This window comes from Paenibacillus sp. FSL R7-0128, assembly GCF_038002245.1.
GTDB lineage: Bacteria > Bacillota > Bacilli > Paenibacillales > Paenibacillaceae > Paenibacillus_AQ > Paenibacillus_AQ silagei.
Window position 1 is genome coordinate 5,635,178 of the sequence record NZ_JBBOCD010000001.1, and the last position, 21,160, is coordinate 5,656,337.

Here is a 21,160-nt window from a genome sequence, read left to right on the forward strand (position 1 = left end):
TTATAGAGCTCCTTTCACGGCTTCAAGCTGGGGTGCGGATGATTTCGGTGCCGTGATTCTGGCATTCGCTGCAAGCTGCGCCTGACGCGATCCGGCCGGCCGCTGTGCCTTGTGGTCTGCGATCAGCTGCAGGAAGCGGTCGAACAGATAACTGCTGTCAAGCGGTCCCGGCGCCGCTTCCGGATGGTACTGCACCGAAAAAGCGGGGTAACGGGTATGCTTCAGTCCTTCAACGGTCTTGTCATTGTTATTGATATGGGTAACTTCCAGGTCTGTGCTGGCAATGGATTCCTCATTCACTGTGTACCCATGATTCTGGGAGGTGATGAAGCAGCGTCCGCTCTCCAGCTCTTTCACCGGATGGTTCCCGCCGCGATGGCCGAACTTGAGCTTCTCAGTGTCGGCGCCGCAGGCCAGGGCGAACAGCTGGTGTCCCAGGCAGATGCCGAAGATCGGGTATTCGCCGAGCAGCTCGGAGATTGTCTGTACCGCATAAGGCACATCCTTCGGGTCTCCAGGGCCATTCGAGAGCTGAATGCCGTCAGGGTTCAGGCGGCGGATCTCGTCTGCGGTGACATCATGAGGGACAACCACCACATCACAGCCGCGGTTGTTCAGCTCGCGCAGAATACCGGTCTTCGCGCCGTAATCGACCAGCACGATGCGTTCTTTGGTGCCCGGGCTGCTGTAGGCTGCTGTAGTTGAGGTACGTGCAACCTGATTGCGCAGCTCTTCAATGGTCGTGTCACCCATCATCTCCATCAATTCTTCCACACGCTTGTTCGAAGTGGTGAGGATTGCCTTCATGGTGCCATAGTGGCGGATAATGCGGGTAAGCATACGGGTATCAATCTCGCTGATGCCGGGAATGTCATATTCCTTCAGCAGATCGTCTACACTGTATTCAGCACGCCAGTTGCTGGGTACGGATTCGTGACGCCGCACCACAAAGCCGTGTACAAAAGGGCGAACGGACTCGAAGTCATCACGGGTAATACCGTAATTCCCGATCAGCGGATACGTCATGGTGACGATCTGCCCACAGTACGAAGGGTCCGATAGTACCTCCTGATAGCCTGTAATTCCTGTGTTAAAAACAACCTCGCCCGTCTTCTCGCCTTCCGCGCCAAATGCGGTGCCTGTAAACAGTGTTCCGTCCTGAAGCAGCAATCTCGCCTGCATGCCTTCCACTCCTTCTTGTTTCTGTAGTCTGATTCTTATGTCACAGCCATGCAGCCGGGCTGCATGGGCTACTGCTTACTTCTGTTAAGCCTCACTCCATACGGCTCTGCCGTCTACCCAGGTCTTCACCGGCCAGCCCTTAAGCTTCCATCCGGTAAAAGGTGTATTGCGACCCTTGCTCGCAAACGTGGCCGGGTCTACTTCCTTCTCTTCATTCAAGTCAATCAGGGTCAGATCGGCAGGCGCCCCAACGGTAAGGCTGCCTGTATTCAGTCTGAACACCCGGGCCGGATCAGCGGTCATCCGCTGCACCAGCAGGGACAGATCCCATTTGCCTGTGGCCACAAAAGCGGTATACAGCAGCGGGAAGGCCGTCTCAAAGCCGACGATGCCAAACGGTGCAAGCTGCATGCCTTTGGCTTTCTCTTCTTCGCTATGCGGGGCATGGTCGGTCACGATGATATCCAGCGTGCCATCCAGCAGCCCTTCAATGCAGGCCTCGACGTCACGGCGCGAGCGCAGCGGCGGGTTCATTTTCCAATTGGCGTCCATGCCCGGAATATCCTCCTCCGAGAGCAGCAGATGATGCGGGCACACCTCGGCGGTCACCTTAATGCCGATTTGCTTCGCCTGGCGGATCAGCCGGACCGATTGCTCGGTGCTGACATGGCACACATGATAGTGAACACCTGTTGCTTCAGACAGCAGAATGTCACGGCCTACATGAATGGCTTCCGACTCGTTCGGAATTCCCTTCAGGCCATGCTTGTCGGCAAAAGTGCCTTCGGCTACCGGCGCTCCTTCCACCAGCGAGTTATCCTCACAGTGGGCAATCACCGGCATATCCAGTCCCTTCGCCAGCTTCATCGCATCCTTCATCATCTGCGCGCTCTGTACGCCTACGCCGTCATCGGTGAAGCCGATCGCTCCCGCTTCCTTCAGTGCCGCAAAATCCGTCAGCTCGCGTCCCAGCTCATTCTTGGTAATGGCCGCATAAGGCAGCACCTTCACAAGCCCCGCTTCACGTGCCTTGTCCTTCACGAGCTGTACGATCTCTGCACTGTCAGTTACCGGGCGTGTGTTCGGCATGCAGGCAATCGTTGTGAATCCGCCTTTGGCTGCCGAACGTGCACCGGTCTCAATCGTTTCCTTATGCTCGAACCCCGGTTCACGTAAGTGCACATGCATATCGATCAGTCCCGGAATCAGCAGCTTACCTTCCGCTTCAACGATCTCTCCGGCTTCTTCTACCGCCTCGGCGGCATCCTGAATCTTTGAGATAACTCCGTCCTGCACAACAATATGCTTGCGCTCCAGCACGCCTTCTTCGTTCAGTACACTGGCATTTTTGATGATCACGGTTAGGATTCTCCTTTGTGCCTTCCGGCCGCAGCCGTAAGCTCTGTAGTTATTATATAATAAAAATTCATCTTTGTGTATATTTATTAATACGCTTATGTGAGGTTTTTTTCTGCTACTGCAGCGCCCGCTCCATGACAGCCATCCGTACCGGGACGCCGTTCGCCATCTGCGGGAAAATCCGGGACTGGCTGCTCTCCACCACCGCATCGTCGATCTCCACATTGCGGTTGACCGGCGCCGGGTGCATGATGATCGTTGCCGAGTCCAGCCTGGACGCCCGTTCCTCGGTGAGCCCGAAGTGCTCCCGATACTGCTCAGCCGATAAAACAATGCCCGAAGCATGCCGCTCCAGCTGCACTCTCAGCATCATGACCACATCCGCCTTCAGCGCTTCTTCCATGGACACGTACGGAGCGTAGGCCGCAAGCTCAGGAGCCTGCATATTCACCGGGGCGCAGAACTGCACGCTTGCCCCCATTTTGGTGAGTGCCCAAAGGTTGGACCGCGCTACACGGCTGTGCATAATATCCCCGATAATCGAGACCTTCAGGCCCTTCAGTCCGCCAAAATGCTTACGCATTGTGTACAGGTCCAGCAGCGCCTGTGTCGGATGCTCGTTGTTGCCGTCTCCGGCATTAATCAGCGGAACGCCAACCTTCTCGGCAAGCTGCTCCAGCACTCCTGCGGGCTTCAGCCGGACCACTCCGGCATCGATACCCATTGACTCCAGTGTGCGCACTGTGTCGTAGATGGATTCGCCCTTCTCGACACTGGAAGCCGCTGCGGTGAAGTTCAGCACTTGAACGCCGAGGCGTTTCTCAGCCATCTCGAAGGAGAAGCGGGTTCTGGTACTATTCTCGAAGAACATATTGGCAACAAAATGTGCTCTCAGCACCGGCGTGAGCTTCTCGCTCTGATTATCCCAGTAGGCTGTTCTGTCTAACAGCTGGGTAATCTCCGACTCCGCCAGCTCCTTCATCCCCAGCAGACTGCGTTCCTTCACCTTAGTTGCCGTCATCATTGTTATCGTTCCTCCCGGTTTGAAATAATGTACACTTCGTCCTTGCCGTCGTATTCGCTCAGGGACACTTCAATCTGCTCATGCCTGGAGGTGGGTACGTTCTTGCCGATATAGTCGGGGCGGATCGGCAGCTCCCGGTGGCCGCGGTCAGCCAGTACAGCCAGTTGGATCATCCGGGGCCGTCCGCAATCCATCAGCGCATCCATTGCCGCGCGGATGGTTCTTCCGGTGTACAGTACATCGTCGAACAGGATCACTTTCTTGTCCCGGGTGCCGCTGGTGCCCGGAGGCAGGATCAGGTTGCTGTTGACAACCGTCTTGTCCATCGCTTCCCGGTTGTTCCCGCCGCCTTCGCGGTCATCGCGATAATGGGTAATGTCCAGCTCCCCGTAAGGGATGTCCACGCCCTCAATTTCCTTAATGCGTTCCGCGATCCGCTGAGCCAGGTAGATCCCCCGGGTCCGGATGCCGACCAGCAGGCAATTCTCGATACCCTTGTTTTTCTCCAAAATCTCATGTGCAATGCGTGACAGTGCCCGGCGAATCGCCGTTTCGTCCATAATGACATTTTTTTCAGTAACCATCCTCTTTGCCATCCCCCTGCTTGATCGCCTGTTCAAGTTCCCCGGATAAACTAAAAAACTCCTTGCCCAAAGCAGGCAAGGAGTGAAATCCGCAGATTCAAAAAGATGGCGTGTCCGCGCGCATAAAAAGACCCTCCGTACTACTACGGATTCCTTCTTTCATGACGCGAACCTCGATTCACGTTACCTTGCCAGCCTCACGGGACTGAATTAAAGGCGCTATTCAACTATAGGGAATTATGACAGATGGATGGGGGGATGTCAAATTATATTCGCGGAGTGTGGGGGGAAGACGGTGACAGATAGGGAAAAGAAATTTAGGTGAAGGGCGCGGCTGCGGTGATCACAGACATTTAGGTGAAGGGCGCGGCTGCGGTGATTTTGGACTTCCGGCCGCTGTTATGTTTGGATTTCCTGATTATTACCGCAGCAGCGGTAGAAATCCAAACATAAAGGCGGACGCTCCGCTCCTCCAGTTCCAAAATCCCCTCCGCCGCTTCCACCTAAACGGTGCAAGAGATTTGTCATCCCCCCTTGGGGGAGGGGGCAGGCAGAGGGGCACTATGGCGCTGCGCTGATAGTGCGGACTACACAACTGCAGAATGCAGGAATTGCACTAACGGCACAAGACACCGCATCAGCGGCAATATGCCGGCTCATTTAAAAAAAGTAACCGCCACAATCAAACTTAGTAACAACACGGGGATACCGTAGACAATCATGTATCCTATATATTTCACGGGTCCGGGAAGGCTGGTGAGATCAACTCGCCGAAAAGGCCCCCCGCCTTCGATCAGTTGCTGAGGCAGCAATTGTTCATCAATATAACCGGTACTGCGGTCGATCTACCCTAATTTCGTTCCAGCCCCTGCTCTGTTATGATAAAACTGGAGGCGAAGAAAATCATGAACATGGAGTTTATTACTATAGAAGAGTGGGATGAAGCGTGGTGGGGACGGATGGAGCAGATCTACCATGAGGCTTTTCCCAGCGGAGCTAAGACAGAAGCGATTCTGCGGAGTATGCTGAACCGGAGGATTGGATACTTACATGCTGGGGTGCATCAGGGGGTGGTTGTTGCCATGGCGGTTACCGGTGTGGCGGGACAAGCTGCGGATAAAGTGCTGATTATTGATTACCTGGCAGTCGATACAGAATTGCGCGGAACAGGGACGGGAACCTGGATGCTGGAGCAGATTAGAGCTTGGGCGGTACAGGAGCATAACATCCGGGGAATCATCATTGAGGCGGAATCCGGAGCTACGGAGTCGCACAAGGAACGTATTCATTTCTGGGAGCGGAACGGGTTCGTCCTGACCTCCTATGTGCATCAATATAGAATGGTACCGGAGCCATATCAGGCGATGCTGCTGCCGCTGGATGAGCGCGCGAATGTGCCGGATGACGGTGAAGCGCTGTTCCGCTATATCAATGCATTTCATAAGGTGGCTTTCCGGAAAGGATAACGGCACTGCTTCCCTACATGTTGCACATTATGCAGGAATTCTTCCGCTTAACTAAGCTGCTGGGCCAATTGTTGCAGTTTTTGCAGGATTCATGCCAAATAGTTATCTTCACCGAATGGATTGTTGCAAAAAGTGCAGGATTTGCGTGTGCGGGCTTGGTTTGAGCGGTGCAAGGCTGCAATTTGTGCAACAAATTTGGGCCGGGCCGGGTCAGGGGGCGGGGCGATCGCTATGTAGATAGACGGCGACAAATAAAAAACCGCCGCAGATTGCTCTGCAGCAGCATTCCATTCAAACCAAAACTTAAAATTCAAATTCAACGTCGCTCAGACGTCTTTGGATTTCGGAGATGACACGCTTCTCCTCTTCCTCGCCCTTGGCTACGAAGGTCACGGAGAAACGCACGAACGCGCCGGCATCATCCCAAGGCACAGTGGAGATGAGCTTCTCGCGGATCAGGAACTGTGAGAAATCCTCGCCGGATTCGAAGCGGCGTCCGCCCTTGACGCCTTTTGGCGCGGCTACATAGAGGAAGAAGGAGCCCTTCGGCTTCTCGGCCTTGAAGCCCAGGCTGTTCAGCGCATCCACCAGCATGTTGTGGCGGCGGGAGTATTTGGCGGCAATCGCTTCGGTAATCTCAGGATGAGAGAGACCGAACGCGGCAGCTTTTTGAATCGCGATGAACTGGCCGGAATCATTGTTGTCCTTCACATCACTGAACGCCTTCACGATCAGCGGGTTGCCGGCCACGAAGCCGATTCTCCAGCCGGTCATGTTGTAGGACTTGGACAGGGAGTGCAGCTCAACGCCGACATCCTTGGCACCAGGCACGGACAGGAAGCTCAGCGGCTTCACGCCGTCATAAGTTAATGCAGCATAAGGAGCGTCATGGATTACGACTACATCATATTTTTTTGCCCAGGCCACTACTTCGCTGAAGAATTCAGGCGTGGCGCTTGCGCCGGTAGGGTTGTTCGGATAGTTGAGGTAGAGCAGCTTCGCCTTGCGGGCAACATCTTCAGGAATGGAGCTCAGGTCAGGCAGGAAGTTGTTCTCCTTCTTCAGCTCCACGGAGTAGACTTGTCCTCCCAGATACTTGGTATGGGTGCCCAGCACCGGATAGCCCGGAATGGTCATAATCGTGATATCGCCCGGATTAATGAATACGGATGGCAGCATAGCCAGCGCAGGCTTCGAGCCGATGGAATGCACGATTTCCGTTACAGGGTCAATGCCATCTACCTGAAAAACTTCCTTAAGGTACACAGCCGCTGCGTCCTTAAATTCAGGAATACCGTTATCGGAGTAGCCGCGGTTCTCTTCCTTGGCCGCTTCCAGCGCAAGTCTGGACACGATGCCTTCATCCGCCATTTCGTCCGGCTCGCCGACGCCCATGTCGATCAGTTCAATGTTCGGAAAATCCTGCTTCGCCGAGGCTTTGGCTCGTTTGATTTTCTCGAATTTGTAGATGGAGGTGTCCTTGCCGTATCCTTCGCCGCCGATGCGGTCTGCAAAATTCGTCTGAATGAATGTAGCCTGATAGTGTTCAATACTCATAATCTTCTACTCATCTCCTGGGCCTATGTTGTGAATCTATGCTCTAAATATGACGCAAATCCGGCCGCTGTTCCATGGATTTATAATCTATTGATTTGTACTTATCTGCTGCGCAGCGTAAATAGAAGTTCTTCCATATCCGCCGGAATCGGCGCACTGAACTCCTTGTACTCGCCTGTAGAAGGATGAACAAATCCGAGTACCGCTGCATGCAGGGCTTGTCCGTTCATAGTAGTTCCCTTGCTGCGCCCGTAGATCGGATCACCTACCAGCGGATGGCCGATGAACTTCATGTGAACACGGATCTGATGCGTGCGTCCTGTCTCAAGCTGAAGCTCCAGCAGTGTGCAGTCACCAAACCGCTCCAGCACGGTAAAATGCGTCACGGAGCGCTTGCTGTTCTTCTCGGTTACAGTATACAGCTTGCGGTCATGCGGATCACGGCCGATCGGAGCATCTACGGTTCCCTTGTCATGAGACAGATTGCCGTGCACGACTGCGATATAGCGGCGGGTCACACTGTGCTCCTTAAGCTGGGCGGACAGCGAAGCATGACTGGCGTCATTCTTGGCTGCCATAATCAGACCGGAGGTATCCTTGTCGATCCGATGGACAATGCCTGGACGAATCTCGCCGTTAATGCCGGACAGGTCCTTGCAGTGATACATCAGCGCATTGACCAGGGTGCCGGAGGGATGTCCCACTGCCGGATGCACAACCATGCCGCGTACCTTGTTCACCACTATCACATCGCTGTCCTCATAAGCCACTTCCAGCGGAATATCCTGTGCGATCAGGTCCGTAACCTCGGGTTCCGGCACCGTAACGGTTACCTTATCGCCTTCATTCAGCTTATAGTTCGCTTTGACCGGCGCGCCGTTGACCACTACATGGCCGCTGCCGATCCATAGCTGAACCTGGGAGCGCGAGATTTCGTCTTCCATGGCCTCTGTAACGTATTTATCAATCCGCTCCCGCGCATTGCCCTCGGCAACGATCCATTCGGTGACGTCTCTTTCTTCCTCGAGGGCGCCAGAATCCGCCAGCTCTTTGACGTCTTTGTTCAAATCATTCATTCCCTTCTTTGACTTCCTGTGATTCCTTCACCTCGGTGACTTCCTGTTCGCCCTTCACTTCCAGCAGCGTGTCCAGAATAATCAGCCCCACTCCGACCACGATACAGGAATCGGCCACGTTGAAGATCGGGAACGTATAGCTTCCGAAATTGAACATGAGGAAATCCACAACCTCACCGTTAAGAATCCGGTCCAGGAAGTTGCCGATTGCTCCGCCAAGGACAAGCGCCAGCGCGGTAGGCAGCAGCTTGCGGGTCTTGCGGGCCTTGTTCAGGTACCAGACGATTCCGCATACAACGACTACCGTAATCACAATGAAGAACCACTGCTGCCCCTCCAGAATTCCGAAGGCGGCTCCACGATTGCGGTGCGACGTAATAATGAAGAAATCCTTGATTACCGGAATTTGCTCTGCGAGCTCCAGCCGGGTGGCAATCAGATATTTGGTACCCTGGTCAATCACAAATACAATTAGCGCAATCAGAAAGTACACCACAGAAGTTGTCACTCCGTTCTTATTTTTCCCGCGGCTTCGCGGTACGAATACTGTATAAAGACTTGTATATTGTAGCACAGGCCTCAAGATACCGTCCATGGCATGGTCATACGGATCTGTAAAGTCAGGGCACTATTTGCCATCGCTAAAAAAGGGCCCCGGAGGCCAAGCTATCTATACAAGCGGAAACGGTTTTGCCGTCCTTTTAAAGGAAGGTACCGTTTCAGCGATTAGCTACCGAAAGGAGCTCACAGCAATGAGCCATCTGACATCACAGCAGCTATCCGGGCTGCGTACTACTCTCCTGCAGCAGCAGGAGGATATTAAGCACAGGCTTAGCAACAGCGGACAATATGGTCTGCAAGAGTCTATGCGAGATAACACGGGAGAGCTGTCCGAAATCGACAACCATCCCGGCGATGCCGCCACAGAGCTGTATAACCGCTCCATGGATATCTCCCTACTGGAGCGCGATGAGCATGAGCTGGACGATATTGAATCAGCACTGCGGGCGATGGACGAAGGAACCTACGGCATCTGCATCGCCAGCGGCGAACCGATTCCCTACGAGCGCCTGGCCGCCCTTCCCTCCACCCGCTACACGAAAGAGCATGCTCCCCGTCAGAGTGCTCCGTTCACCCGTCCGGCCGAGGAAGAGCTGCTGTCTCCGCCGTTTGGCCGCACCAGTCTGGATGAGCGGGACGACCAGAACGGCTTCGATGGCGAGGATGCCTGGCAGATCGTGGAGAGCTGGGGCAACTCGGATTCGCCGGCCATGGCAGAAGGGAACAACATCGGCTCCTACAATGATATGGAGATCGAAGCGGACGAAACCGAGGGCTTCGTGGAGCCCTGGGAGAATTTCGTGGCCACCGACATTTCGGGCAATCATCTGATGATTATCAAGGGCAACAGCTACCGTCATTACATGGACGACGAGGAAGGCGACTACCTGCTGGACCCGACTCGAAAAGAACGGAATTAGCAAAGCTGGGAACGATCCGAAGAGAGCTGGAGAGGCTTAATTGCACTTTGTACAACTAAAACATCTGATTCATACGCGATATCCCGTTTAGTTGCATTCCGTACATTTAAAAAGCCTTGTACTCTAAGTTCGGGCCTCTTTAAGCAAATTTAGTTGTACAGATTACAGTTATCCGTTTAAAACAGGCTATTTTGCTGCATTTAGGTGTACATTCTACAACTATCCCTGTGCTTGTCTTGGAACCCTGTTCCAATTCCTACTAATCGCAAGACCCCACCATTGTGGGGTTATTTCAGGTTCAGCGCCGCTCAGAACGTCTTCAGCTCCAGCTGATGCTGGACAATCCGTACAATGTCCGCGATATAGTCGCCGATGATCGGCAGATTCAGCGCACCCAGCACCTGAAGCACATAAATAATCGTCGCTGCAAAAAAAGTGAACCCGAGCGCAATCCCCAGCCCCCTGGCCGTTCCGGAGAGAATGTTCAGCCAGATCAGCCGGAACGGGGAATGCAGCAGCTCGGTATATTCCGAGATTCGTGACTTCTCCATCTGTTGAGCCAGACTCGTGGTCATCCGGTACAGGGCGTTCAGCTTCTCTTCCGGGGGGAGATCGGCCGGATCGACGGCTGCTGTGACAGTCACTGTAGGCTTAGGATCGGAAGAAGCGGCCGGCTGACTTTTCTCAGGATATTCTGCGCCCGGATCTGTCTTGCCCGATGGTTGGCCTGCTCCAGAATGCGTGGGCTGCTGCTCATGCTGTGCTTCCTCCCTGTTATTCCCTCTGTCCGTGGTTCTGATCGAAATTCTTCCCGGCCCGTCCGGCTGCTTCGGCTGCTCCGCAGGAATCTTCCCGTTGTTCCATCCGCCCATGCCCCTGCACCTCCTGTTGTCTGTAAGCCGCAAAACAAACGAGCCCGGTCAAAGAGAATTCTCTCTTCAAGCGCAGGGCTCGTCATTTGCATTCTAACCCGTGGAAACTTTTCCTTTGCGGCTAGTATATGCCATACATGGACAAGTAATGCAGGAAATGCGCGGCCGCTCCGGAGTTAAGCGCCGATATGAATACCGATACTCTTGCCGCCGGCATCCACGGTCTCATAGGTATACTCTCCGTCAAAATCAACCGTAGTCACCAGTACATTCTCACGCAGCACATGCTCGAATGCAGTCACCGCCGCTTTCAGCTCGTCATCGACATGCAGGGTCAGCGCAACCCGCTTGTCGATCGGCAGATCCAGACGTTTGCGGTAATCCTGCACCGCACGTACGACTTCGCGTACCCAGCCTTCCTGTACCAGCTCCGGTGTGATTTCTGTGTTCAGAGCCACTGTCAGTCCATAGCCGGAAGCGGAGGCAAAGCCTGGTTTGGCCTGCTTCTCAACCAGCAGCTCCTCGGACGTAATCTGCAGCTCTTCTCCTTCCGGTGACACAATGGCGATAACGCCTTCTTGCACTGCTTTGCGGGTAGCGTCACTATCCATCGCTTTGAGGAAGCCCTGCAGGAAGCCAACGCTCTTGCCGTATTTCTTGCCTGCCACCTTCAGGTTCAGCTTCAGGGTGAAGTCTACGAAGCCGCTGTCGCTGTGCTCGATGACAATATGCTTGACGTTGATCTCTTCTTTGATCAGCTCTTCATAATCCGCCACGTTGAAGTCGTCCGGAGTGGAGGCAATCAGCTCGGACAACGGCTGGCGGGTCTTGATGCCGCTCTCGTTGCGGACGTTACGGGCCAGCTCGACGATGCCGCGGGCGTACTCCATATCTTTTTCCAGAGCAAGGTCGATCAGGTTCTCATCCGCTGCCGGATAGTCTGCCAGATGCACACTCTCTCCGCCGCCCAGGTTCGTGAAGATATCCTCGGACAGCATCGGGGTGAATGGAGCCATCAGCTTGGCCGTTGTCAGCAGGACATGCGTTAAGGTGCGGTAAGCATCCAGCTTCTCTTCGCCCAGCCCGCTGCCCCAGAACCGGTCACGGGAACGTCGGATGTACCAGTTGCTCAGCTCATCCACGAAGTTCTCAATGGCCTTGGAGGTGTTCACGAAATCATTCACAGCCAGCCCCTTATCCACCAGCACGATCAGGCTGTTCAGGCGGGACAGAATCCAGCGGTCTAGCTTATGCTCTGACACCTTGAACGGATGATCCGCAGGATCATAGCCGTCGATTCCCGCATACAGCGTTAGGAAGGCATGCGTGTTCACCAGAGTGTCCACTACCTTGGACTTCGTCTCCCCGACCAGACCGCGCGAGAACCGCTTGTTGTTCCACGGCGCACTGTCAGACAGAATGGCCCAGCGGAAGGCATCCGTGCCGTATTCGTTCATGATCTCCCAAGGGTCGATGACATTGCCTTTGGATTTGGACATCTTCTGGCCGTTCTCATCGAAAATATGGCCGTGGGCGATAACCGCCTTGTACGGCGCCTTGCCTGTGAACAGGGTCGATACTGCCAGCAGGCTGTAGAACCAGCCGCGCGTCTGGTCGATCCCTTCGCAGATCATATCTGCCGGATACTGGTCCTCGAACTGGTCTTGATTCTCGAACGGGTAATGACTCTGGGCGAACGGCATCGAGCCGCTGTCGAACCAGACGTCGATCACTTCCGGGGTACGGACCATGACGCCGCCTTCGCTGAACGGGCTGCGCAGCTGGATATTATCCACATACGGCTTATGCAGCTCGATATCCTCAGCGACCTCGCCGATGGCCATCGCTCTCAGCTCGGCGATGCTGTGCGGTGCAAATTCCTTGCCGGTATCCTGGCAGACCCATACGTTAAGTGGTGTACCCCAGTAGCGGTTACGGCTGATATTCCAGTCCACCAGCTCCTCCAGGAACTTGCCGAAGCGGCCTTCGCGCACATGGTCCGGGTACCAGTCCACACTGTTATTGTTGGCAATCAGCTGATCCTTGATCGCAGTCGTCTGGATGAACCAGCTGTCTGTTGCATAATAGAGCAGCGGGGTGTCGCAGCGCCAGCAGAACGGATAGCTGTGCTCGTATTTCTCTTTGTGGTAGAGCAGTCCGCGTTCAGACAGCACCTTCACGATATCAAGGTCACAGTCCTTCACGAACCGTCCGGCAAAATCACTCACTACATCCGTGTATTTCCCGGAAGCATCCACTACATTCACGAAGCTGATCCCATTCTCGCGGCAGCTCTTATAGTCGTCTTCCCCGTGAGCCGGAGCCATATGTACGATCCCGGTACCGCTGGAGTCCGTTACAAAAGAGGCTCCGACAATCACATTATGCTTCTCTGCCTTGATATAACCGAACGGCGGTGTGTAGCTCTGGCCGATAAAGTCAGCGCCTGTGTGTGTAGACAGGATGGTGTACTCGCCCTTCAATACTTCGTCCACCAGATTCTTAGCCAGTACATACACGCCGTCTTCCTGCTGCGCACGCACATATTCCATAGCCGGATTCATCGCCAGCGCCATGTGCGCCGGAAGCGTCCAAGGCGTAGTCGTCCAGGCCAGCACATAGTCGCCGCTGCCGTCCAGCTTGAACTTGGCGGTGGCACTCAGATCCTTAACGGTCTTATACCCCTGGGCTACTTCATGGGAGCTGAGGGTCGTCTGGCAGCTCGGGCAGTACGGGCTAACGCGGTGACCCCGGTACATCAGGCCTTTCTCATGAACCGTAGCCAGGATGTTCCACACACTCTCAATATACGTATTGTCCAGCGTTACATACGGATGATCCAGATCTGTCCAGTAGCCGATCGCTTCCGTGAACTCGCGCCACTGCTTCTCATAGCCGAATACACTTTCCTTACATTCCTTGATGAACTTCTCCACACCATATTCTTCGATATCCTGCTTGCCGGAGATGCCGAGCTTCTTCTGCACCCCGAGCTCTACCGGCAGGCCGTGCGTATCCCAGCCCGCTTTGCGGATGACGCGGAAGCCCTTCATGGTCTGGTAGCGGCCGATAAAATCCTTGATGACCCGGCCCAGCACGTGCCCGATATGCGGCACCCCGTTCGCGGTCGGCGGCCCTTCATAGAACACATAGTTCGGGCGTCCCTCGCGGTTCTCCATCGAGCGGCGGAATGTGTCCTCCTCACTCCACTTTTTCAAGATCCGGACATCTCTGGCCCGGGCTTTTTCTTTGACGTCTACCTTATGCATGATGGTCAATCCCTTCGTTTAGTCTTAAACTGTATCGGATTACATCCGAGCCTTCTTCTTAAAAGATTTTAAAGCTTGCAAGCGTAAACCGTTGCGAGATTTTAAAGATTTTCGATCCCTCCCAAACCCTCCCTTCGCCAAGGGAGGGCCCCAAGGGCGCTGCCCTCTGGACACCCGAAATAAGTGCATCGTGCGAGGAGCAGTGTCAGTGGACGGGAAGGATTACTTCGGCGGGGTCCTCGGCCCTTCTTAGGCTGCCCTGACGGGTACGCCTGAGGGGCCTTAACCGCGCTAATGCAGCATGAATCTTTAACCCAGGCCCACTGAAGGTTGGATGAAAAGAAGCTACACCAACCGAGTAGGTCAGTCCTAGCGGACCGCAGAGCCGTTATATTCAAAAAAACAGCACTTTTGGCGAGCTAACGGACCCAGTCGACCTTATTGTCCTGCTAAGAACCATCTAGAAGCGAATTTTCCGGTAATAAGGGCTGTGGGGTCCTTTACTTGCCCTAATAGTAGCTTTCTTCCAGAATAAGGGCTCCTCAGTCCGTTACACCGTCCGCGCTGTGCCTGGGGTTCTTGCCGGGGGCTCTTGGCCCATTGCTCGGGGCGCTGTTGAGGCCCCGCAGGCGTACCCGATAGGGCAGCCTAAGAAGAGCCGGTCCTACGCCGAAGTAATCCCTTCCCGTCCGCCAACCCCTCTCCCCGCACGGAGCACTTGTTGCGGGTGTCCACCACACAAATAAACGCCGCCCCGCCCCCAAAGGGGCGAGACAGCGCTCGCGATACCACCCTAATTTGTACTGCACGCACATCCTAAGGGTGTGGATTCAGTACAATCTCAGTCCGCAGGCAATAGACAACCTTGCGGGTCCGGGATAACGTCCGGCAGACGGCGGAGCCTACGCACGTATACACGCTTCAGCTTAGCTTCTAGGGGAGGATCTTCGGGTAAGGCGTGAACGATCGGCTCGCAGCAATCACCGACTCTCTGGAGAACGTTACCTTATCGTACTTGTCCCGTCATCGAATTTGGATTCAATGGATACAGATATGTTCTAGTTATAGACGTTTTCTCCCCAATTGTCAAGGCGGATTACAACAGCAGGTCCCAGCTCAGCGGGGTGCCGACGGGCAGATCGGTTCTGAGGCGTTTGCCGAGAAGAAGATCATAGTATTTGGGCCCAAGGCCGTAGCCGGGGCGGATGACTTTGATGTTATCCGCAGTGAGCAGGTCTCCGGCCTTGATGTCCTTGGAGGTATAAACAGATCGTCTGAATTGCAGGGATTTCTCTTCTTCGGGGGTGGGACCGATGGAGATACCCCCGAGTGCCCTCCAGGCCGTATCCGTCTCCCGGACCAGGGAAGCGAATTCTGCCGGCTCCAGGGAGAATGCAGCATCCACGCCGCCTTCCGCACGGTTCAGGGTGAAATGCTTTTCGATCACCGTACTGCCCAGCGCCACGCTTGCCACAGCGGCCCCTACGCCCAGGGTATGGTCGGACAGGCCCACCTGAGCACGGAAGATGTCGCGCAGATACGGAATGGTATTGAGGTTGGTATTCCCGGGCGAAGCCGGATAGCTGCTGGTGCATTTGAGCAGGATATATTCCCGGCAGCCGGCTTCGGTAATGGTGTGGACAGCCTGTTCAATATCGCCAAGCGAGGCCATCCCGGTGGAGATAATCATCGGCTTTCCTTTGGAGGCCACCTTCCGCAATAAGGGAATATCATTATTTTCGAAGGAAGCAATCTTGTAGCAGTCGACACCGAGGGTCTCCAGGAATTCGAGCGAGGACTCATCGAACGGGGTGCTGAACGGAATCATCCCGAGCGCCCTGCACGAAGCAAAGATAGGCTCATGCCACTCCCATGGCGTATACGCCTCAGCATACAACTCATACAGCGATTTCCCCTTCCACAGTCCATTCGAATCCCCAATCATGAAATCCTTATTCTGCAGATTAAGCGTCATGGTGTCCGGCGTATAGGTCTGGATTTTGAACGCATGTGCGCCAGCCCGGGCGGCGGCCTTAACGATGTCGAGCGCGCGGTCCAGGGACTTATTATGATTACCGGACATCTCCGCGATGACAAAAGGCGGATGCCCGCTGCCGATGGTGCGGTTACCGATCCTGATTTCCTTCATGGCCTGTCGTTGCCTCCTCTGTCAGCCGTAGACTGTGCTTCTCCCATTGCTCCCGGAACAGGGCCATCAAGACCACATCCACAGGCTGATGATTTCTGATCCGTTGCCTGCCTAGCCTGCCTTCCTCTATGAAGCCTAGCTTGCGGTGATAGGACAAGCTCCGCTGATTGAAATCCAGGATTTGCGCGCACACCTTATTTAGCTGCTCTACCTGGAAAATATGCTCCAGCGCCAAAATTCCCATCATGGTACCGGAGCCGGGGGGACAGCTCTTGTCCCCTATATAAAAGCCCCATTCACAGGTCTTGTGGACCCTGTCAATCTGTGAGAACTGCACGAAGCCTGCCGGTGTGTCCAGATAGTAACAGATTCGGACCACCCGGCTGGTATCCTCCTCTATAGCATGCATCCAGTTAAGATGCTCTTCCAGCGCAATGATCCCGTCATGATTCATATAAGGCCTGATGTGATCGGCATTGCGCCATTCCCATATGAGCCGGCTATGCTCTTGGCCCAGCTTCTCAAGCCTGTAGTCCCTTAGGTCTGCCATAGTCCCCTCCCATAATCCTGTCTATGACCTCATTCCATTTATCCTCGCCCATCAGGCGGAGCGCCTGCTCAGACATGGCCCGTACCTTGGACGGGTCGGCCAGCATAGCCTTAAGCCCCTGCTCAATGGCTTGAGCGGTCACCTCATTACTCTTCCCCAGGCAAAGTGCAGCCCCCTGCGCATGAACCAAGGCCGTGATCTCCCGCTGATTATCCGCCGTAATAATACACAGTGAAGGCAGGCCCAGGTAACAGCGCTCCCAGGTCGTACTTCCGCCTGCTCCGATGGAGAGGTCTGCCTTCTGCATCAAGTCTGCCATGTAATCAATCTGACAATGGAAGCTGGCCTGTGGCATCGAGTCACATAACGCTGCGATGTCATCCTTGCGGCAGTTCATTCCGCCTGCTACGACATCCAGCTGCAGGTTAGCGAAGGCGGGACTTTGCAGGGCCTGTAAGGCTTTGAGGGTCTCACCCGTAGGATCTGTGCCGCCAAAAAACACCAGAACCCGGTTTATGCCTCCGTCCCGTTCAGCCAGCCCCAGCTTAGCCGCGCGGAATTCCGGCCGCAGCAGCGTATAGCAGGTGCCTGTCAATTTCATGCAGTAGGCGGGAAGCAGCCCCTGGTAGCGGTCCCGGGCAGCGGATGGATTGGGGTCCAGCAGCAGATCACACTCATGCGGGCGGTCCGCCAAATCGTCGATGGCCACGATCTTCTTCGCTTTCCCCTGTACCCATGCTTCCCACCGCTTATCAATCCCGTAATGGTCAACAATGAGGCAATCTATAGGAGCAGCTCCCTCCAGCCGCTGAACTGTCTGCAAGGCATCGGTCCGCCAATCCACCTGAAGCCAGAATGCGGCGTACGACGGATCATCCGGCGGCGGCAGCAGCTCCACCGCATAGCCCTGGCCTCTGATATAGTCAGCCAGATTCCCCGGCAGCTCACGGCAAATGAACGTGATCTGCCCGCCTCTGGCGGCGAGCCCGCCTGCAAGTGTCAGGCAGCGCATGATATGGCCCGTGCCCATAGAATACGAGGAATCGGCCCGGATCCATATATTCATTGGATTAGCTGCTGTGCTTACCATGCGGTCCAGCCTCCGTCAACAGAGATATTCTCACCTGTAACATAGCTTGAAGCGGCAGAAGCCAGGAATACCATCACTCCCTTTAGATCTTCAGGAGTGCCGATCCTGCCCAGCGGATTCTTCCTTTCCAGCTGCCGGATGAACTGCGGGTCGGCTTGAACCGCTGCATTTGGAAAAGGCCCAGGCGATACCGTATTCGCTCTGATTCCATGCTGCCCGAAGTGGCAGGCAATGTAACGGGTAAACTGGCCAATCGCCGCTTTACCGGCCCCGTAATTGGCGGGATTATCCATCCCGCTGTCTCCGTAGACCTCCGGGTTCGGCGAGACCAGCCCATACATCGAGGAGACGTTAATGATGGAGCCTCCTTTTTGTTCAACCATATAGGGCAGGACGGACTTGACACATCTGAAGGTTCCGTTGATCGTCCCGTCCAGCCCGGCCAGCCACTGTTCTTCACTCATGACGGCCAGCTTGGCGGCTGAGCTGAACGCGGCATTATTCACCAGGATATCGATGCTTCCGGCCGCTTCGGCGATGCTCTGAATACATTCTCTGACTGATGCTTCATCCCGGATATCCATTGCCTTGCCGAAGCAGGCTGCTCCGGTGGTGCGGGCGATCGCCTCAGCGGTCTCCTTGCAGCGCTGACCACTTGAGCTTACCAGATAGACTGACGCGCCAGCCTCAGCCAGCCCCTCTGCTATAGCTGTGCCCAGATAACCAGCCCCTCCGGTCACAACCGCTGTCCGGCCTTGCAGATTGAATAATTCTTGAAGAGTACGCATCCGGTTACTTCCACCTCCTGGGGTCAATGATCTCTACAGGAATATCCGTAAAGGATTCACCAAGCTTCTGCCTCACTCCCCGGCTTAGAGGGGGCAACGCCATCATCCGCAGGTTCTCCTGCACCTGTTCCACCTTCTCGCAACCAATCACCAGCCCGGATATCCCCGGAAGATCCCTCACATAGAGGAAGCACAGCTCTTTAACCGGTATCCCGGTTTCCTCGCTGTACCTGACTAATCGTAACAACGGCTGCTCCGCTTGCTTCAGCCCCGCTGGAAGCTGCTCCGGTGCCATCAGCAGCAGGCCTTGCAGATAGACACTGCGGACGAAGATTTCTGTGCCCTTCCGGGCGAGCCGCTCCAGCATTCCATTCGTTATCCATCTCTGGTCCAGCACATTCAGCGGAATTTGAATGCTGTCCAGGTCTTCCTCGCGCATAAAATTCGCAATATCCTCCGCATCATACACGGATACGCCGATTCTGCGGATCAGCTGCTGCTGCTTCAGCTCCTGCAGTATTCGCAGAATTTCGCCGCCCTGGTAAGTCAGATCGAGCGGATCATGCAAGAGACAGACATCCAGCGCAGAGCACTTCAGCCGGTTCAGGGAAGAGCGGACGGAAGAGGTGACGAACCTCCTCCGCGCTTCCTCCGTGTGCAGTCCTAACCGCTGGACGGAAGGGAGCTTCGTCACAATCTGCGGCCGGCTCTGCGGATCTGCATCTTCCAGGCAATCTCCGATGATAGACTCGCTGTCCCCGTATCCCGGTGCGGTATCCAAATAACCGATCCCCGAGGAGAGGGCATATTGGAGCAGCTCATTCCTCTGTTGCCCAGAGAAATTGACAGCTGTATTCGCAATCCCGTAATTTCCGCCTAACTGGGCTGTACCCAGCACAAGCCTGGCTTTATTCATCATCTTCCGTAGCCTCGCTAACGTTATGGTCTCTTCTTCAGGGTGGTTGCTTCATTCAGCTCCTTGACCAGCTCCGTATCATCCCGCCATTTCACCTGAATGCCCCTGTTGCGCTCAGCCATCTCAGGGTGGCCCTGCAGGAATGCCTTCAATTCTTCGAAGTACAGCGGTCTTGCCCCCACATCCAGCGCCTGGTAGATCGCCTTGAACAGCTCCAGATCCTGAAGCTCATCCATGGTTAACCGCCACTCGGGATGCACCCACTCCGCAGGAAGGTCCACAGCATTAAGGTTGAAGAGATTTGGATTGTTGAAAAAGTAAAAGGACAAATACTCCGCATGCGTAAGCGGATTTGAATAGTGCAGCAGCCTTCTCAGCGCTTCAACGGTAAAAACATCCCCGACCGTCCCCATGGTCGACTCCTTGGCGTAGGTGAAGTCTGCACCGCTTGCCAGATGCCGGTCGATCAGAAGCTGAAGCATCTCCGGGGAAATAGCCGGATTGTCGCCGGTCACACGGACCACGATATCCGCCTGGGCCGCTTCTGCCACGCTCAGCATTCTTGCAGCCACATTGTCCGGGTCTCCGGTTACTATCTTCACCTGATGGTTCAGGGTGAACGCCGTAAGCGGCTGGTCATCCGGCAGATCCGAGGTGGCCAGAACCACCTCATAGCCGCCCGGAACGGCCAGACAATTCATCAGGCATCTCTCGATGGCTGGAATGCCGTGAATCTCGCGCAGCGCCTTGCGGCGGAGCCTGGTAGATTTCAATCTACAGATGACGGCGATGCAGATTTTGGGTGCTTTTACCTTCCCGGGCGTGATGGGTGTGTTCGCTGGTATTGCTGCCGTTGCAATCATAGGGAATTGCACCGAAGCATTGCGCGCCATGAGGGCATCTGGCATAGAGGAACGCTTATAGCATATATTCGCAGGCGTGATCATTTCACCCGGGCGCAGCTCCGTACGGGAGACGATCTTCAGAGAGGAATCCTCCAGGTACCTTCTTTCCGATTCCTTAATTTCGAGACTGCCCTGTACACACTCTGCCCGGCGCAGCTTATCCACCATCCGCCCGAATTCCTCCGGCGTAAGCGCCGAATAATAGTCAATGCCCTTCTCCGCACGGTTCAGGGTGATATGCTTCTCAATGACACTGGCCCCCAGCAGATAGGCATAGACCGGAAGATCGACCGCCATTTCATGATCAGCATCCTCATGGTCCGCGAAGCCCACCTCCAGCTGATAGGTTTGCTTAATATGGGCGATCCTGCTCAGATTGGAATCCTCCGTCCGGGTCGGATAGCCCTGGAAGCCGTGCATCAGCACGATGGGACCTTTGAAATGACCCCGGATGTAGGCTAATTGGGAATCCATCTCTTCCTCCAGCCAGCCGCTTACACCGATAAGTAAGGGCTTATCGAACCTGTGCAGGGCTTCTATCAAGGGGAGCGACTGTAAGACGGTTGTGGGTAATTTCAAGCCGTCTACCTGCGATTCAAGCTCCGCGAGAAGCCCGACACCCCATTCGTCATAGACATCTATCCATACCTCCAGCCCCGCAGCCTTGGCAAGCTGTACCGCTTCCGCCCATTGCTGCTTGCCGATGAACAAATTGATATACGTCTGATAATGGATGAAATCCGGCACCGCTAGGCTGTCGTAATGGAACCATTGAAATTTCACTCCGTCTGCACCGCTGCGTGCGGCTGCGAGGATCAGCTCCCGCAGCCGGCCGGGGTCGCCCATATGGGCATTGGCAATCTCGGCAATCACTTTTGCCTTGGCCACATTA

17 protein-coding genes are annotated in these 21,160 nt (G+C 55.0%); 2 read left to right on the plus strand and 15 right to left on the minus strand.

Translation table 11 applies throughout. The features are described from left to right. The 4 genes from carA to pyrR form a co-directional block, all read right to left on the minus strand. Entirely contained in the window at positions 1-1,182 is a 1,182-nt protein-coding gene (gene carA, locus NST26_RS23735; protein ID WP_051477942.1) for a glutamine-hydrolyzing carbamoyl-phosphate synthase small subunit, read from the minus strand. A gap of 84 nt (positions 1,183-1,266) precedes the next feature. After that, positions 1,267-2,541, minus strand: a complete 1,275-nt coding sequence (locus NST26_RS23740; RefSeq protein WP_445323340.1) for a dihydroorotase — start codon at positions 2,539-2,541, stop codon at positions 1,267-1,269. A gap of 115 nt (positions 2,542-2,656) precedes the next feature. Continuing rightward, on the minus strand, positions 2,657-3,565 hold the full coding sequence (locus NST26_RS23745; protein WP_340979885.1) for an aspartate carbamoyltransferase catalytic subunit: 909 nt from the start codon (positions 3,563-3,565) through the stop codon (positions 2,657-2,659). Positions 3,566-3,567: 2 nt separating this feature from the next. Next, positions 3,568-4,149, minus strand: coding sequence for a bifunctional pyr operon transcriptional regulator/uracil phosphoribosyltransferase PyrR (gene pyrR, locus NST26_RS23750; RefSeq protein WP_036724239.1), 582 nt, complete (start codon positions 4,147-4,149; stop codon positions 3,568-3,570). Positions 4,150-5,054: 905 nt separating this feature from the next. Between pyrR and NST26_RS23755 the strand changes: the two genes are divergently transcribed. Beyond that, complete coding sequence (locus NST26_RS23755) at positions 5,055-5,615, plus strand: GNAT family N-acetyltransferase (RefSeq protein WP_340979886.1); 561 nt, start codon at positions 5,055-5,057, stop codon at positions 5,613-5,615. 303 nt (positions 5,616-5,918) lie between these two features. Here NST26_RS23755 and NST26_RS23760 read toward each other — a convergent pair whose 3' ends face one another. The 3 genes from NST26_RS23760 to lspA form a co-directional block, all read right to left on the minus strand. Then, a complete protein-coding gene (locus NST26_RS23760) occupies positions 5,919-7,172 on the minus strand; it encodes an LL-diaminopimelate aminotransferase (RefSeq protein WP_340979887.1) in 1,254 nt (417 codons plus the stop codon). A gap of 101 nt (positions 7,173-7,273) precedes the next feature. Continuing rightward, positions 7,274-8,248, minus strand: coding sequence for an RluA family pseudouridine synthase (locus NST26_RS23765; RefSeq protein WP_340979888.1), 975 nt, complete (start codon positions 8,246-8,248; stop codon positions 7,274-7,276). After that, on the minus strand, positions 8,241-8,744 hold the full coding sequence (lspA, locus tag NST26_RS23770; RefSeq protein ID WP_209988520.1) for a signal peptidase II: 504 nt from the start codon (positions 8,742-8,744) through the stop codon (positions 8,241-8,243). The genes NST26_RS23765 and lspA overlap by 8 nt, the downstream gene beginning before the upstream one ends. Positions 8,745-9,000: 256 nt before the next feature. Between lspA and NST26_RS23775 the strand changes: the two genes are divergently transcribed. Next, the gene (locus NST26_RS23775; protein ID WP_340979890.1) at positions 9,001-9,729 is read left to right on the plus strand and encodes a TraR/DksA C4-type zinc finger protein; all 729 of its coding nucleotides are present in this window, start codon (positions 9,001-9,003) and stop codon (positions 9,727-9,729) included. A 308-nt stretch (positions 9,730-10,037) separates the two neighbouring features. Here NST26_RS23775 and NST26_RS23780 read toward each other — a convergent pair whose 3' ends face one another. The 8 genes from NST26_RS23780 to NST26_RS23815 form a co-directional block, all read right to left on the minus strand. Continuing rightward, positions 10,038-10,373, minus strand: a complete 336-nt coding sequence (locus NST26_RS23780) for a DUF5665 domain-containing protein (RefSeq protein ID WP_339314958.1) — start codon at positions 10,371-10,373, stop codon at positions 10,038-10,040. Between the two features lie 404 nt (positions 10,374-10,777). Next, entirely contained in the window at positions 10,778-13,870 is a 3,093-nt protein-coding gene (gene ileS / locus NST26_RS23785; protein WP_340979892.1) for an isoleucine--tRNA ligase, read from the minus strand. A 1,096-nt stretch (positions 13,871-14,966) separates the two neighbouring features. After that, a complete protein-coding gene (pseI, locus tag NST26_RS23790) occupies positions 14,967-16,019 on the minus strand; it encodes a pseudaminic acid synthase (protein WP_340979893.1) in 1,053 nt (350 codons plus the stop codon). Beyond that, complete coding sequence (gene pseH, locus NST26_RS23795) at positions 15,997-16,569, minus strand: UDP-4-amino-4,6-dideoxy-N-acetyl-beta-L-altrosamine N-acetyltransferase (protein WP_339311020.1); 573 nt, start codon at positions 16,567-16,569, stop codon at positions 15,997-15,999. Before pseH ends, pseI begins: the two co-directional genes overlap by 23 nt. Continuing rightward, positions 16,541-17,635: a UDP-2,4-diacetamido-2,4,6-trideoxy-beta-L-altropyranose hydrolase gene (gene pseG, locus NST26_RS23800; RefSeq protein ID WP_340979894.1), complete on the minus strand. Its 1,095-nt coding sequence runs from the start codon at positions 17,633-17,635 to the stop codon at positions 16,541-16,543. The genes pseH and pseG overlap by 29 nt, the downstream gene beginning before the upstream one ends. Positions 17,636-17,652: 17 nt before the next feature. Further along, complete coding sequence (locus NST26_RS23805) at positions 17,653-18,447, minus strand: SDR family NAD(P)-dependent oxidoreductase (protein WP_340979895.1); 795 nt, start codon at positions 18,445-18,447, stop codon at positions 17,653-17,655. Between the two features lie 4 nt (positions 18,448-18,451). After that, the gene (locus tag NST26_RS23810) at positions 18,452-19,366 is read right to left on the minus strand and encodes an aldo/keto reductase (RefSeq protein ID WP_340979896.1); all 915 of its coding nucleotides are present in this window, start codon (positions 19,364-19,366) and stop codon (positions 18,452-18,454) included. 20 nt (positions 19,367-19,386) lie between these two features. Next, positions 19,387-21,156, minus strand: coding sequence for an N-acetylneuraminate synthase family protein (locus NST26_RS23815; RefSeq protein WP_340979897.1), 1,770 nt, complete (start codon positions 21,154-21,156; stop codon positions 19,387-19,389). Positions 21,157-21,160: the final 4 nt, after the last annotated feature.